This is a genomic window from Stakelama pacifica (genome assembly GCF_004361835.1).
GTDB classification, from domain to species: Bacteria; Pseudomonadota; Alphaproteobacteria; order Sphingomonadales; family Sphingomonadaceae; genus Sphingomonas; species Sphingomonas pacifica.
The window spans coordinates 258,149-272,823 of record NZ_SNWD01000003.1; the positions used below are offsets into that span (position 1 = coordinate 258,149).

Here is a 14,675-nt window from a genome sequence, read left to right on the forward strand (position 1 = left end):
GATGACCGATTCAGAAGGACAGCGCGAAACGGCTGACAGGTCGGCCTTCGCGCTGGCCCGATTGCCCACCGGGGCAAAGGTTTTTCTCATTCTGAGCGGCGCCCTGTTGCCACTCGCCCTGATTGCCTTTTTCGCGACGCTGCAAACCACGCGGGTCGCCGATCTGGAGGCGCGCGCCCGACTGAGGGTCGCCGCTGCAGAGGGATCGCGATCGCTCGCCAATGAACTTGTCGGCGATATGACCGCGCTTCGCGTCGCCCTTAACGCACTCGAACGCGATCCCGGGAACCGGCCCGGCTGCGCCCGTGTTCAGGGCGTATTCGCGCAGCAATTCGCCGCCGGAACCAAATTCGCCGTCTATGGTCCCGATCAGCGGCTGCTGTGCGGCGACGAAATGACCTATCCGGTGCCCGAACCCGATCCCGGTGATCGGTTCAATGCAGAGATCATTGCCGGCAAGGGACTGCTTCTATCGGTGCGCAGCGATCAGTCGCCGGCGCATGCTGTGGCATTTTTCCCGACCGATTTCCTTTCCCGCGTCGCCCGGCCCTCCGGGTTCGTTCCGCCCTATGCTGCTTCGCTGACGCGCGACGATACGCATCTTACGCTTGAAACGCTTGCTTCGCGGGGGCCGCTCGACCGGCGCGAGGAGATAGAGACCCCGCTCGGCCTGGACGGAATCAGTCTCGATATGTCGGTGCGCGCTGCGCCGATCACGTCGCCGCTGCTGGTATCCATGCTGCTGCCGCTGATCATGTGGGCAGCGGCGGCTGGGATAGGCTGGTTCGTGGTCGACCGGCTGCTCATCCGCCCGCTGCGCCGCCTGCGCCGCAATGTCGGCGAATATAAGCCCGGCGAAGTGATCGACCCCGTACCGATCAGCCACATGCCCGCGCAGGAGATTCGCGAGCTCGGCGATACGTTTGTCGAGATCAGCAAGACGGTGCGCGCACATGAAGCCGATCTTGCCGAAGGGCTGGTACGCCAGACGCGTCTGACGCGCGAAGTCCATCACCGGGTGAAGAATAATCTTCAGGTCATCGCCAGCCTGATCAATTTCCACGCACGCAGCGCGCATGGCGAGGAAGCGGGGCAGGCCTATGCCTCGATCCAGCGCCGTGTCGACGCACTCGCCGTGGTGCATCGCTATCATTATGCGGAGATGGAAGAAAATCGCGGGCTGGAACTGCGCTCGGTGCTCGGGGAACTTGCGTCCAACATTCGTGCGACCGCGCCGCCGGCATCGTCGGGTCTGCGCATCATGCTCGATCTCGACCCGTTTCTGGTGTCGCAGGACACCGCGGTCGCGGTCGCGTTTCTGCTCACCGAGCTGGTCGAGCTGGCGATGAAATGTTCGCCGACGGCCGCGATCAACATCTCGCTGAAACCCGCCGAAAAGACGCAATGCGCAATTCTTCGGCTGAGCTCGCTCGCGCTGATCCAAAGCGATCGCTTCGACCTGCTCACGGAGCAGCGTTATGGCCGGATCATTCTCGGCCTTGCCCGTCAATTGCGTGCCCAGCTGCACCATGATCCGCTGGCCGGCGCGTATGAAATCAGCATTCCGGTGCTGGGAATCGCGTAGTTCCCGCCGAAATTCGCAGGCCGATAAAAATTTGCCGGACGTCAGGAACCACCATCGCCCGATCACGTTCTACACTTCGGATAGCGACCTTTTGCCCCCCCGCTCTCGCTATCCAAGACATGGGCCCGGAAGCATCAACCCCCTCCCCCCCCCCGGTGGTGCTTCCGGGCCTAAATTATATCAGCCCTTCCTGCTCCGCGCTGTCATTGCCGATACGGAACGTTTCGCGCTTTGGGGCATTTTTCTTTCGCTCTGAGCATCGATCCCATAGCGCCGAACTGGCGGCGGGATCGGCAAATGCTCCGGCCATTGGATCGGATCGGCCCGGGCGATCGCGGGCATATCCGCCCCGCCCGGAACGATCCAGCGAGTGATGGAGATCGACATGCGTAAGAAGTTTCTGACCGTTGCCGCACTTGCCGGCGTTATGCTGGTTTCGGCCTGCAATACGGTCGAAGGCGTTGGCCGTGACGTATCGTCGGCGGGCGATACAGTGGCGAAAACGGCCGACGACGCGAAATAATAATTCCCCCTTGATCACGCTTCAGGCCGCGAGGAAACTCGCGGCCTTTTTTGCGTCTATCGCTGACCCAGGAGAACGATCAGGCGGTATCGGCCTGTTCCGCCGCCTGTTCGCGCTTACGCTCGGTAAACCAGATGCCGATCAGCGCGAGCTCGTAGAGAATGCATAGCGGCACCGCGAGCAGCAGCTGCGATCCGATGTCGGGCGGGGTGAGCACTGCCGAAATCGCAAAGGCACCGACGATCGCATAGCGGCGTGCGCCGACAAGCTGCTGGCGAGTCACGATCCCGGCCCGTTCGAGCAGCATCAACAGGATCGGCAGCAGGAACGCGAGACCGAAGGCGAACAGGAACTGCATCACGAAATTGAGATAATTGCCGACCGAGGGCAGCGCCTCCTGCTCGATCCCGCCGAAATTCCCCTGATAGCTCAGCAGGAAATGCAGCGCGACCGGAACGGCGACATAATAAGCCATGGCCGCGCCCAGCAGAAACAGCGCCGGGGTCGCCAGCAGAAAGGGGAGCAGCGCCCGCTTTTCCTGCCGGTAGAGGCCGGGAGCGACGAACTGCCAGAGCTGGTTGGCGATGATGGGAAATGAGACCATCAGCGCAGCGAAGAACCCCACTTTGATCCGGACGAAAAAGGCCTCGAAAATCTCGGTAAAGATGATTTTTTGCTGCCCGGCATGGAGCAGCGGCTGGACCAGAAACGCGAAAATCTGCTCGGCAAAGGCATAGCAGGCGAAAAACGCGACCAGCAGCGCCGCCACGCAATATAGCAACCGTCGCCTGAGCTCGATCAGATGGTCGAGCAACGGTGCCTGGCTGTCGTCGATGTCCCTCATTGCGGCTTATCACCCGCCGGACGGTCGGATTCGGGCGCGTCGGCGTTCGGCGGGTTGTCCTCGCCCGCCGGGGGCGCCGGCGCATCCTGTTCGTCCACAATCATCGGTTTTTCGGTCATCACAGCCGAATTTTCCGGATCCGGACCTTCGCTGGCGGTGCCATGCGCTGCGCCGCCGTCATCCGAGGGTGCAGGAAGCGGCGCGGGAGTCGGGCCGGGATGTTCGCGCATGATCCGCGCATTTTCCTCTGCCCATTTCTTTTCCATTTCGGCCAGTTCCGCCTCGCGGACCATGGCGTCGAAGCCAGAGCGGAACTGGCGCGTGACCGAACGGGCACGGCCCACCCAATAGCCGACGACTCGCATCGCCTTGGGCAAATCCTTTGGACCGATAATCACGAGCGCGACCAGCGCGACGACGATCAGCTCGGTCGGAGCGATGTCAAGCATGTACGTCCTGTCGGGCCGGGGCGGCGAAGCGCCCGGCCATGTTCAACGGCGAAAAATCAACGCTCTTCGCGGTGACGGTCGGCTTCGTGCTCGTAATGCGGTTCGCTGACCGGCTTGGACTCGATCCGCGAAGGTTCCTTCCCGCTTTTCGAATCCTTCGGCTCTTCTTCGTCGGTCATGCCTTGTTTGAAGCTTTTGATACCCTTGGCGACGTCGCCCATCATGTCGGAGAACCGGCCCTTGCCGAACAGCAGCAGGATAACGATTCCCAGAACGAGATAATGCCAGATACTCAGGCCACCCATGGTGTTCCTCCGATAGCAGGGAAAGCGCGAAAGACAGAAATGCGCTTCCCGGTTCACCCCTTATTACCCATTATTGTTACAGCTTTCCACCTCATCGTCATCCGATCCCATGCTCGCCTGTTCCATGACAAGGTCGACGGGATCGAGCAGACCGGCGGCGCGCAGATCGTCGATCCCCGGCAGATCGCGGCGGCTCGCCAGACCGAAATGGTCGAGAAAGCCGGGCGTCGTGGCATATTGCAGCGGCCGCCCGGGTAATTCGCGGCGGCCCGCAGGGCGCACCCACCCCGCCTCCATCAGCACATCGAGCGTGCCCTTCGATATCTGAACACCGCGAATCGATTCGATCTCGGCGCGGGTGACGGGTTCGTGATAGGCGATGATCGCCAGCGTTTCGGTGGCGGCGCGCGACAATTTGCGCGGCTCCTCGCGATCGCGGCGCAGATAATGCGCCAGGTCCCCCGCCGTTTCGAAATGCCAGCGATTCTCCCGCCGGACGAGGTGAATGCCGCGCGGGGCATAATCCTCAGCCAAAGCATCAAGCGCGGCGCGAATATCGGCATCGCCGATATGGCCGCGGATTTCGGCAATCGTCATCGGCGCTTCGGCAGCGAAGAGCAGCGCCTCCACCGCACGCATGGTCTCATCCGGCGGAGTCATTGCCGTGCCTTCAGATAGAGCGGCGCAAACGCCGATTGCTGGCGCAATTCCACCTTGCCCTGACGCGCCAGTTCGAGCGCGGCCAGAAAGCTGGAGGCAAGCGCCGATTTGCGAAAGCCGGGATCGGCGACATCGGGCAGGAAGCTTGCCAGCATTGCCCAGTCGATGCGTTCGCCCAGCATCGATTCCACCCGGCGGATCGCGGTTTCCAGCGTCATCACCGGGCGCTGCGCCACGACATGCAGGACCGGCCGCGTGCGCGCACTGACCCGGCCATAGGCAGAGATAAGGTCGTAAATCTCCGCCTGCCAGCGCGCGGTGCGGACGGTACGCAGCCCCTCGGGCGCGCCGCGTGGAAAGATGTCGCGGCCCATCCGGTCGCGCGCCATCAGCCGCGCCGCCGCCTCACGCATCGCATTCAGCCGTTCGAGCCGCAATTGCAGACGCATGGCAAGCTCTTCGGGGCTGGGTTCGACTTCGGGATCGCGCGGCAGCAACAGCGAAGATTTGAGAAAGGCGAGCCATGCCGCCATGACGAGATAATCCGCCGCGACCTCCAGCTTCAGCGCGCGGGCATTTTCGACATAGCCGAGATATTGTTCGACCAGTTCGAGGATCGAGATTTCGCGCAGATCGACCTTTTGCGTGCGGGCAAGCGCGAGCAGCAGGTCGAGCGGCCCTTCCCAGCCCTCGATATCCAGTTCGAGCGTGTCCTGATCGTCTGCGGTCGTTTCGGGCATGGCGCAGGGTAAGCGAGTCGTCCGGGCCTGAGCAAGCATCGCAGCAGGCAAGCGAGCGCGGAAGTTGTGGAACTTCACACTACGTCCCCCCTTCCTCCCGCTCCCCGTAAAGCGCGCTGCGGGGACGGGAGCGGTGGAAGAGGCAGCCGAAGCGCGAAGCATGGCGCGGGGTGTGACAGAATGCGGCTGTGTAGGACAGCGGGATTTTTGATGGGATCGATAGTTTGCCACAGCGCCGGTTGGTTTTTGGTCGATTGGGCATCGCCGATACTATGCCGGCCGGAATCCAGTGAAACGGGGCCGCGTTTGAGATTCTGGATCCCCGCTTTCGCGGGGATGACGTTGGGATATGGCTCGCGATATGGGGGGGCGGGCCGAGCGGTATTTCAGCTTAGCGCGAGGAGTGTGTCCCGCTTTGCGATAAGTTCGGCGAAATCGGCATCCTCCGGGCCGTCGGCGATCGTCGCCATGGCACGGCTTAGCCGTTCGCGGCTTTCGGGCGTGATCTCGCCCAGCGCCGCTGCGATGTCGACCATCTCTTCCATGCGCGCCCAGCATTCGAGCGCAAGATCGCATCCCGCCGCGATCGCGCCTGCGGCCTTTTCGCCCGCGCTGCCCGACAAAGCCTTCATATCAAGATCGTCGCTCATCAGCAGACCGGTGAAACCGATCCGGTCGCGAATAATCTCGCTGATGACGGTGGGCGAAAGCGTGGCGGGGCGGTTTTCGTCCCATGCGCGATACACGACATGCGCGGTCATCCCCATCGGCGCGTCCTTCAGCGTCGCAAAGGGCGCGATATCGGTCTCCAGCGCGTCCGCCGGAGCATCGACGACGGGAAGCTCCTTATGGCTGTCGACCACCGCGCGGCCATGGCCGGGCATATGTTTGACGATGCCGACCACTCCGCCTTTGCGCAGCCCGTCGATCGTCGCCCGGCCGAGCGCGGCGACGCGCAGCGGTTCGTCGCCGAGCGCGCGGTCGCCGATCGCATTGCTGGTTTCGGGCCGGACGATATCGAGCAGCGGCAGCGCATCGACATTGATCCCGACCTCGGAAAGCATCAGCCCCAGTGCCTGGGCATTCACCCGCGCCGCTTCGATCGCCGAGGCAGGTGCAATATCGTACAGACGGCTGAAAACGGCCGGAGCGGGAAAAGCGGGCCATTCGGGCGGTTGCATCCGTGCGACGCGCCCGCCCTCCTGATCGATCAGGATCGGCAGATCGTCGCGTCCGGCCAGTGCGCGCAGCGAATCGGTGAGGGCGCGAAGCTGTTCGCGGTTTTCGACATTGCGCCGGAAGAGGATATAGCCCGCCGGGTCGCTATCGGCGAAAAAGCTGCGCTCATCGGCGGTAAGGCTGGTGCCCGACAGGGCGTGAATGACCGGTTTCATAGGGGCATGGCTATCGCATCCGCCGGGCAAAGGCACGTGTTGTCGCGGCGGGCGCGCCTCCCTGCCCGATCATGGGATATAGCAATTCTCGCCTGCGATTTTCAGCTTGCCGCAAAGCTCCTTTGCCTGCGGTGCGCTGCCCGCATTGACGCGCAGGCGATAGACGGTCGAATCGTTCACCTCCGCCTTTTCGACCGACGGGCTGAGCGGCGCGAGATAGGCGAAGCGTTCGGAGAGGCGCTTCCACGCGCTGTCGGCGCGCGATTTATTCGGGAAGGAGCCGAGCTGGACCAGCGATCCGCTGCTCCGGCCGGGAGCGGTCGAGGGCGCAATCATGGTTTTCCGCGGCGCTACCTCGGCTGCATCCTGCGGGACCGGTGCGACCACTTTCGTGGCGCCCGCGTCAGCCCCCGGCTTTGGCCCCGGTGCACGCGAACCCGCCACCGGCTCCTCGGGAATCGCCCCGATATCGACCGATCCGTTCGAAATGCCGCCGTCGCTGGTAACGAAGCGCAGATCGCCGTCACCGGCGACCTTCATCCCGCCGGTGTCGCCGGGCTTTACCTTATAGGGGCCGGGCTGCGCCTGAATCAGATCGCCCGATCCGGACGCGCCATGGCTGCTGTGCAACCACCACCAGCCGAAAATCGCGGCGGCGATCAGCGCAAGTCCGATTCCCACCAGCACCAGAACGCCGCCCAGTCCGGAGCCGTTCTCATCGCGCTCCGCTGTTTCGGCCTTTTCCAGCCAGCTCAGCCGGTCGTCCTCATGATCCTCGCCGGCGCTGCCCATGCGCATCAGTGCATCTCCTCAACCGCCTCGACCCCCATGATCGCGAAGCCGTTGCGGATAATCTGCCCGATCGCATCGGCGAGGTACAGCCGCGCACAGGTGAGCGGCGCATCTTCTGCTACAACGAAGCGGCGACCCGGCTGGTCATTGCCGACATTCCACAGCGCGTGGAAATCGGCGGCAAGATCGTAGAGATAGAACGCGATGCGATGCGGTTCGCGCGCGAGTGCAGCGCCCTCTACCAGCCGGGGGAATTGCGCCGCGCGCTTCACCAATGCGAGTTCCTGCGCGTCGAGCCGCGACAGGTCGACGCTGTCGCATAGGATCCCTGCATCGGTGGCGCGGCGCTTGAGCGATGCGATGCGGGCATGGGCGTAATTGACGTAGAAGACCGGATTGTCCTTCGACGCTTCGACCACCTTGGCAAAGTCGAAATCCATCTGCGCATCGGCCTTGCGCGTCAGCATGGTGAAGCGGACGACATCCTTGCCCACTTCGTTCACGACATCGGCGAGCGTGACGAAATTGCCCGAGCGTTTGGACATTTTCACCGGCTCGCCGCCACGCAGCAGGCGCACCATCTGCACCAGCTTGACGTCGAAGCGCGTCTTGCCGCCGGTCAGCGCGGCGACGGCGGCGACGATGCGCTTGACCGTGCCGGCATGGTCGGCGCCCCAGATGTCGATCAGCTGATCGGCGGTCTCGCTCTTCTGGAAGTGATAGGCGAGGTCGGCCCCGAAATAGGTCCATGCGCCGTTCGATTTTTTGATCGGACGGTCCTGATCGTCGCCGAACTTCGTCGAACGAAACAGCGGCAGTTCGACCGGTTCCCAGTCTTCGGGCGTTTCTCCCTTCGGCGCTTCGAGCATGCCGTCATAGACGAGGTCGTGCTCGCGCAGCCATTTTTCTGCAGCTTCCGGCTTGCCCGCCGCCTGAAGCTCCGCCTCGGACGCGAAAACATCGTGATGGATGCCGAGCAGCGCGAGGTCGGCGCGGATCATCTCCATCATCGCGGCAACCGCCTGTTTGCGGAACAGGCCCAGCCATTCGCTCTCGTCCGCGCCGACATATTTGTCGCCATATTCGGCAGCAAGTTTTTCGCCGACGGGCTTCAGATATTCGCCCGGATACAGCCCTTCGGGGATTGCGATGCTCTCGCCCAGCGCTTCGCGGTAGCGCAGATGCGCCGAGCGCGCGAGGACATCGACCTGCCCGCCCGCATCGTTGACATAATATTCGCGGATCACCTTGTGGCCCGCAAATTCCAGCAGGCTGGCGAGCGCATCGCCGACCACCGCGCCGCGGCAATGGCCCATATGCATCGGGCCCGTAGGGTTGGCGGAGACATATTCGATATTGACGGTCACGCCATCGCCCATGGTCGAGCGGCCATACCCATCGCCCTGCGCATGGATATTTTCGAGTTCGCCGCGCCAGCTGTCATCGACAAGCCGCAGGTTGATAAAGCCGGGCCCGGCAAGCTCCGCACTTGCCACCTCGTCGATCGCGCTCAGCTTTTCGACCAGCTTTTCGGCGAGCGCGCGCGGATTGGTTTTGGCGGGCTTGGCCAGCACCATCGCGGCATTGGTGGCAAGGTCGCCATGCGCAGAATCGCGCGGCGGCTCCACGGTGATGGGTGCGCGGTTGAGCCCTTCGGGCAGGTCGCCCGATGCGACCAGCGCGTCGAGGGCATGATTGAGATGATCGGCAAAGCGAGCGTAAAGCGTAGTCATGCGCGCGCAGTTAGCGCAACAGCGCCGATCCGCAAAGCGCCTCTGTCACTCGGCCGGTGCCGGGCGCATTCGCCGGGCATTGCGCAGCCCGTCTCCGGCATAGATGATGAGGCCGGTCCAGATCAGCGCGAAGCAGATGATATGCGGCGTCGTCATCGCTTCGCCGAACGCCAGCACCGCGAGCAGGAATTGCAGCGTCGGAGCCAGATATTGCAACAGGCCAAGCGTCGAATAGCGCAGCCGCCGGGCAGCGGCGTTGAACAACAGCAAGGGTGCCGCCGTCACTGCGCCGAGCAGGACGAGCAGCACGGTGATGCTGACCGAACTGCCAAAGGCAATCGTGCCAGCCGCCGCGCTCCAGATCAGATAGCCGCTCGCAATCGGGAGCAGCAGCATCGCCTCTACCGCCAGCCCTTCGAGCGATTGCACCGGTGCCATTTTACGCACCAGCCCGTAAAATCCGAAGGAAAGCGCGAGCGTCAGGCTGATCCACAGCCCTGCCGCCGCGCCCGCCGCGAGCACCGCCACCCCGGCAGCGGCGAGCGCCACGGCGAAGCTCTGCACCCGGTTCAGCCGCTCGCCGAGAAAGATCATGCCGAGGAGAACGTTGATCAGCGGATTGAGAAAATAGCCAAGGCTGGCCTCGAGCACATGCGAATTCTGCACCGCCCAGATATAGGTCAGCCAGTTGAGGCAGATGAGCAGCGCGCTCAGCCCCAGCATCGCGACGACGCGCCAGCTGGTGAATACCGCGCGCAATTTGTCGGTGCGCCGGGTGATGAAGGTGATGGCAAGCAGCAGTACCAGCGCCCAGCAGATGCGGTTGGCGAGCACCTCGACCGCCGGAACCGACTTCACCGCCTTGAAATAGAGCGGCAAAAGCCCCCAGCAGAGATAGGCGCCGGCACCCATAAAAAGGCCGGCACGGTCGATCGGATGGGTCGCGTTGCTCATGTCGGGCGCGGTAGGAGCGTCGCCGCTGCACCGCAATAAAGAATCAGAATAGCCCGTCCAAGCAGGGCTCTCCTACCACTTCGCGATAGCGCTGGATCGCATAACGGTCGGTCATGCCGGCGATGAAGTCGGCGATGTGGCGGTTTCGCCCGGTCGAATCCTGCGGCATCGGGTCGGGCCAGCCTTCGGGCATCAGCGCGGGATCGGCGCGATAGGCCGCGAACAGCCCGGCGACAATGCCATGCGCGCTGTCGGCGGCGGCAAGCTGGCGCGGATGATGGTAGAGATTGGCGTACATGAATTTCTTCAGCCGCCGTTCGTCGTCGCGCATTTCGTCGGAGAAACTGCCCAGCGTGTGCCCGGCGGCGCGCACCGCATCGGCGCTGTCGACGCCGCTTTCTTCGATCCGGCGTCGGGTTTCGGCGATGAGATCGTTGACCATCAGCCCGATTTGCGACCGGATCAGCTCGCCGATCAGCCGCTTTTCGGGGACATCCGAATGCCGCTGCCGAACCGCATCCCATCCGCGCGCGACCAGCGGCACGTCAAGCAATTGCTCCAGCGTCAGCAACCCCGCGCGCAATCCATCGTCGATATCGTGATTGTCATAGGCGATATCGTCGGCGATCGCCGCGACCTGCGCTTCGAGCGACGCGTGCGAGCCGAGGTCGAGCGGGAATGCCGCATCCGCTTCGGCCAGTGCCCAGCCGGGACGGCGCACCGGGCCATTATGCTTGGCCAGCCCCTCAAGCGTTTCCCAGCTGAGGTTGAGGCCGCGCCAGCGCGGATAGGGACTGTCGAGCCATGTCAGCTGACGCAGCGTATGGCCATTATGGTCGAACCCGCCATCGGCGCTGAGCGCCTGTTTCAGCGCCGCCTCCCCCGCATGGCCGAACGGCGGATGGCCGATATCGTGCGCCAGACACAGCGCTTCGGTCAGGTCTTCATTGAGGCCGAGCGCGCGCGCGATCGTCCGCCCGATCTGCGCCACCTCAAGGCTGTGAGTCAGGCGGACGCGGAAATGATCTCCGTCGGGCGCCATGAACACCTGAGTCTTGTGGCGCAGACGACGAAAGCTGATCGAATGGATGATCCGGTCGCGATCGCGCTGAAAAGCATCGCGCGGGCCGCGAGTCTCTTTTTGTTCTTCGTGAAGCCTGCCGCGCGTGCGCTCCGGGTCGCAGGCCCAGGGCGCCAGCCCGCTCATTTCAGCTTCAGCTTTTGGACGGCTTCGCCCTTTTCGCTGTTCCAGCCAAAGGCCGATACGCCCTTTTTGGCAAGCGCATTGACGAAATCCTGTGCATCGCCCGCACTGTCGAACGGGCCGACCAGCACGCGATTGGTCGCGCGCAGCTTCGCGGTCCACGCCGTTTTGCCCCGGAACAGTTCAGGCGCATCGTCGGCCACCCGCTTATAGGCGCGCGCGAGCATATCCTCATTCGCGCCGCCCGCCACCTGTACCCAGTGACGCGCGGGATCGGTTTCGACCGGCAGCTTTGCCTTGGGTTTCGGCTTAGGCTCCGGCTTTGCCGGCTTTTCCTGTGCCTGTTGCGCTTCGCTCGCGCCTTGTTCGGATTGTTCGGCGACGGGGCGGACGGGCGTGACGCCCAGTTCGCTCGCCGGAACGCCGACGCCGCTCATGATCGCGGCCAGCCTGTTGCTCGGCTGATGCACCGGCGTGCGCTTTGCCGGGGTTGCGGCGGGCCGGACATCGACCATGCGCCCCGATGCAGTGACCGCAGGCGGCGGCGCGAGCGGCGCGCTTGCCTGGCGCGGTGCAGCGGGGCGTTGCGACACTTCCGTCGCCGGGCGGGCGGAGGCTGTATTGGTCGCGCCGGAAGGGGCGACCGCAGTGCGTTCGGGCGGCCGCACTGCCGCCGTGGCCGCAGGCGGCGGCGTGGAGGGGGGCGTGGGCGCAGGCGTGGGCGTGGGCGTGGGCGTGGGCGTGGGTGTCGCTTCGGCAACCGGTTCAGCCCGCGTTACCGGCGGGGCAAGGCGTTTGTTGCTACGTCCGGTGCGACCGCGCTTCTGCTTCTTCGCCTTGCGCACCGGTTCGACCTGAGCGACTCGAGTCTCCGCCTGCTCGGCGGGCAGCGACGGCGCGAGCCGCGCATCGGCAAGCTGATCCGGCCCCAGCCGCAACCGCCCGAAATGCACCGCATGCGCCCGCTCCGCCGGAGACAGCCGCGCCAGCTCGCGAAAATAAGGCGCGAAATCGGGGCCGAAATTGGGGAACATGGTCGAAGCGATCTTGTTCGCCCCCGCCGCATCGCCGTTCATCGCAAGGATAAAGGCCTGTGCCCGCCATGCGGCCTTATCCTGTTTGCGCAATAACGGTTCGAGCAGGTCAGCGGCCTTGTCGGTATCGCCCGAAATGCCGAGCGACAGCGCCAGCCGCCGGGTCAGTTCGTTGTCCGACCCGTTTTTCGCCATTGCCAGCCGATAGTCGCGCTGCGCCAGATGCGGATGGCCCAACAGGTCATAAGCAAGACCGCGATCGGCCGCATAGCGCGCCGGGTCGAGCCCCTCGGCTTCCGCCTTGTTGAACAGGCGAAGCGCTTCGCCGGGACGTTCCATCGCGACCAGCGCCGACGCGCGCCCCGCCGGAATGCGCGGATCGTTCGGTGCCTGTTTCTCGGCTCGTTCAAAAAATTGCAGCGCGGCCGCCGGATCGGCCAGCTTCACGTTCAGCAGCCCCGCCGAGATCAACGCATCCACATTGTCGGGATCGCGCGCCAGCGTGCGCATATCCTCGGCCAGCCGGTCGGCATTGGGCGTGGGGCCGAGCACGACCTCCTGCGCACCCGCAATGCCACCGATCGAGGCGGCAAGGAGCGCGGCCACAGCCGCCGCATAGCGAACAGAGCTTCCGATTCTCATTCCTGACCGGCGGTAAAGGGGATCAAGGCACAACCCAATAGGATGCGAATCAAAAATCGACGGGCCGTACCGCCGGAACGGATAACCGGCAGGCGATGGCGCCGAAGGTGCGATCCTGCCCGGCACCGGAGCGGCTCCCGGCCCGCGCGCGGCGATGTGCGGCGGACCGGGGCCGGTGCCGGAGGCTTACTGGTTGTTCTGACGGTGCAGGAAGCGCGGAATGTCGAGCGGGCGACGCCCCTCGCCTTCGCCGTCTTCCTCGCGCGAGGTGCTGCGCGCATTCGACATGCGCTCGAACAGCGTGCCCCCGGTCTTCGGCCGGTCGCGTTCGGTCGGGGTCGCGGGTGCTGCGGGCTTTGCTTCGCTCGTTTCCTCATCGTCCAGACCGGGCGTCAGCCAGCGGCGGCGCGGCGCGGCGGCCGGTTGCGATGCGGCAGCGCCATCGTCGCGCTCCGCACGTCCCATCGGCGCGGGGCCGCGGCGGTTCGAATCAGATTCGGGAACGACCGTGTCCGACCCCAGCAGCAATTCGTCCTCATCCTCAGACGCGCGTCCCGAAGGAGCGCGATCCCCGGCATCGCGGGGGGCTTCCTTGGGCTGCGACGGCGCAAAGGATTCGCGCGGCTCGTCGCGATCCGCGGCAACCGGCTGCTCAGGTTCGGGCGCAGGCGCGGGAGCGCCGCCTTCGGCACGGCGCGGCGCGTTGAACGAGAAGCTCCGCGTCGGCGCCTGCTGCTCGCGCATTGCCGGACGCTCGCCCTCAATATCGTCGTCCTCGATGCCCGTGGCGACGACCGACACGCGAATCTTGCCGTCGAGTTCGGTGTTGAACGCCGAACCCCAGATGATGTTCGCATCCTCATCGACCAGTTCGCGGATATGGTTCGCGGCTTCGTCGACTTCGAGCAGGCGCATATCCTCGCCGCCGGTGATCGACACGATGACGCCCTTGGCCCCTTTCATGCTGACCCCGTCGAGCAGCGGGTTGGCGATCGCCTTTTGCGCGGCTTCGATCGCGCGGCTGTCGCCTTCCGCCTCGCCCGTGCCCATCATCGCCTTGCCCATCTCCTGCATCACCGAACGGACGTCGGCGAAGTCGAGGTTGATGAGGCCGGGCATGACCATCAGGTCGGTGATGCCGCGAACGCCCTGTTGCAGCACCTCGTCCGCCATTTCGAACGCTTCCTTGAAGGTCGTGTTCGCATTGGCGATCAGGAACAGATTCTGGTTCGGAATGACGATCAGCGTGTCGACGAACTTGTGCAGTTCCTCAATGCCCTGATCCGCAGACTTTGCGCGGCGCTTGCCTTCGAACGCGAACGGTTTGGTCACGACCCCGACGGTCAGGATGCCCATGTCGCGCGCAGCCTTCGCGATCACGGGAGCCGCACCGGTGCCGGTGCCGCCGCCCATGCCGGCCGCGATGAAGCACATATGCGATCCCTGCAGCGCTTCCTGCACTGCCTCGATCGTCTCTTCGGCGGCGGCGCGACCGATTTCGGGCCGCGATCCGGCACCCAGCCCCTGCGTAATCTTCGCGCCCAGCTGGATGCGGTTCGGCGCGGTCGACTGTTTCAGCGCCTGCGCATCGGTATTGGCGACGAAGAAATCGACGCCCTGCACTTCCGCGCGCATCATGTTCGCGATCGCGTTGCCGCCCGCACCGCCTACGCCGACGACGCTGATCTTGGGGGTCAGCTCGTCAACTTCCGGCGGAAGGAATTCGATACTCATCTCGTCATCTCCCCGTGTACCCATACTTTGGGCAACGCATGAATTCATACCCGTTGTGCATCATCACAACCGGCGGTTCCAG

14 protein-coding genes are annotated in these 14,675 nt (G+C 64.3%); 2 read left to right on the forward strand and 12 right to left on the reverse strand.

Annotation, left to right across the window (positions count from 1 at the left end):
• The first annotated feature begins 1 nt into the window (after position 1).
• Positions 2-1,585, forward strand: coding sequence for a sensor histidine kinase (locus tag EV664_RS07040; protein ID WP_133494973.1), 1,584 nt, complete (start codon positions 2-4; stop codon positions 1,583-1,585).
• A gap of 385 nt (positions 1,586-1,970) precedes the next feature.
• Entirely contained in the window at positions 1,971-2,108 is a 138-nt protein-coding gene (locus EV664_RS07045) for an entericidin A/B family lipoprotein (protein ID WP_133494974.1), read from the forward strand.
• A gap of 79 nt (positions 2,109-2,187) precedes the next feature.
• Here EV664_RS07045 and tatC read toward each other — a convergent pair whose 3' ends face one another.
• From tatC to ftsZ, 12 genes are all read right to left on the reverse strand, one after another.
• The gene (gene tatC / locus EV664_RS07050; protein WP_133494975.1) at positions 2,188-2,952 is read right to left on the reverse strand and encodes a twin-arginine translocase subunit TatC; all 765 of its coding nucleotides are present in this window, start codon (positions 2,950-2,952) and stop codon (positions 2,188-2,190) included.
• The gene (gene tatB / locus EV664_RS07055) at positions 2,949-3,401 is read right to left on the reverse strand and encodes a Sec-independent protein translocase protein TatB (RefSeq protein ID WP_133494976.1); all 453 of its coding nucleotides are present in this window, start codon (positions 3,399-3,401) and stop codon (positions 2,949-2,951) included. The genes tatC and tatB overlap by 4 nt, the downstream gene beginning before the upstream one ends.
• 56 nt (positions 3,402-3,457) lie before the next feature.
• The gene (locus EV664_RS07060) at positions 3,458-3,706 is read right to left on the reverse strand and encodes a twin-arginine translocase TatA/TatE family subunit (RefSeq protein ID WP_133494977.1); all 249 of its coding nucleotides are present in this window, start codon (positions 3,704-3,706) and stop codon (positions 3,458-3,460) included.
• A 63-nt stretch (positions 3,707-3,769) separates the two neighbouring features.
• Entirely contained in the window at positions 3,770-4,366 is a 597-nt protein-coding gene (gene scpB, locus EV664_RS07065) for an SMC-Scp complex subunit ScpB (protein WP_133494978.1), read from the reverse strand.
• Positions 4,363-5,106 carry a segregation and condensation protein A gene (locus EV664_RS07070; RefSeq protein ID WP_133494979.1) on the reverse strand — a complete coding sequence of 248 codons (744 nt, stop codon included), beginning with the start codon at positions 5,104-5,106 and terminating at the stop codon, positions 4,363-4,365. The genes scpB and EV664_RS07070 overlap by 4 nt, the downstream gene beginning before the upstream one ends.
• A 386-nt stretch (positions 5,107-5,492) precedes the next feature.
• Complete coding sequence (gene nagZ, locus EV664_RS07075; protein WP_133494980.1) at positions 5,493-6,500, reverse strand: beta-N-acetylhexosaminidase; 1,008 nt, start codon at positions 6,498-6,500, stop codon at positions 5,493-5,495.
• A gap of 69 nt (positions 6,501-6,569) precedes the next feature.
• Positions 6,570-7,298 (reverse strand): SPOR domain-containing protein, encoded by a 729-nt coding sequence (locus EV664_RS07080; RefSeq protein WP_229668142.1) that lies wholly within the window; start codon positions 7,296-7,298, stop codon positions 6,570-6,572.
• Positions 7,298-9,025: an arginine--tRNA ligase gene (argS, locus tag EV664_RS07085; protein WP_133494981.1), complete on the reverse strand. Its 1,728-nt coding sequence runs from the start codon at positions 9,023-9,025 to the stop codon at positions 7,298-7,300. Before argS ends, EV664_RS07080 begins: the two co-directional genes overlap by 1 nt.
• Before the next feature lie 45 nt (positions 9,026-9,070).
• Complete coding sequence (gene rarD, locus EV664_RS07090) at positions 9,071-9,979, reverse strand: EamA family transporter RarD (RefSeq protein WP_133494982.1); 909 nt, start codon at positions 9,977-9,979, stop codon at positions 9,071-9,073.
• 43 nt (positions 9,980-10,022) lie between these two features.
• Positions 10,023-11,186, reverse strand: coding sequence for a deoxyguanosinetriphosphate triphosphohydrolase (locus EV664_RS07095; RefSeq protein WP_133494983.1), 1,164 nt, complete (start codon positions 11,184-11,186; stop codon positions 10,023-10,025).
• Positions 11,183-12,823 carry an SPOR domain-containing protein gene (locus EV664_RS07100; protein WP_162848789.1) on the reverse strand — a complete coding sequence of 547 codons (1,641 nt, stop codon included), beginning with the start codon at positions 12,821-12,823 and terminating at the stop codon, positions 11,183-11,185. The genes EV664_RS07095 and EV664_RS07100 overlap by 4 nt, the downstream gene beginning before the upstream one ends.
• Before the next feature lie 222 nt (positions 12,824-13,045).
• Positions 13,046-14,593: a cell division protein FtsZ gene (ftsZ, locus tag EV664_RS07105; protein ID WP_133494985.1), complete on the reverse strand. Its 1,548-nt coding sequence runs from the start codon at positions 14,591-14,593 to the stop codon at positions 13,046-13,048.
• Between the last annotated feature and the right edge of the window lie 82 nt (positions 14,594-14,675).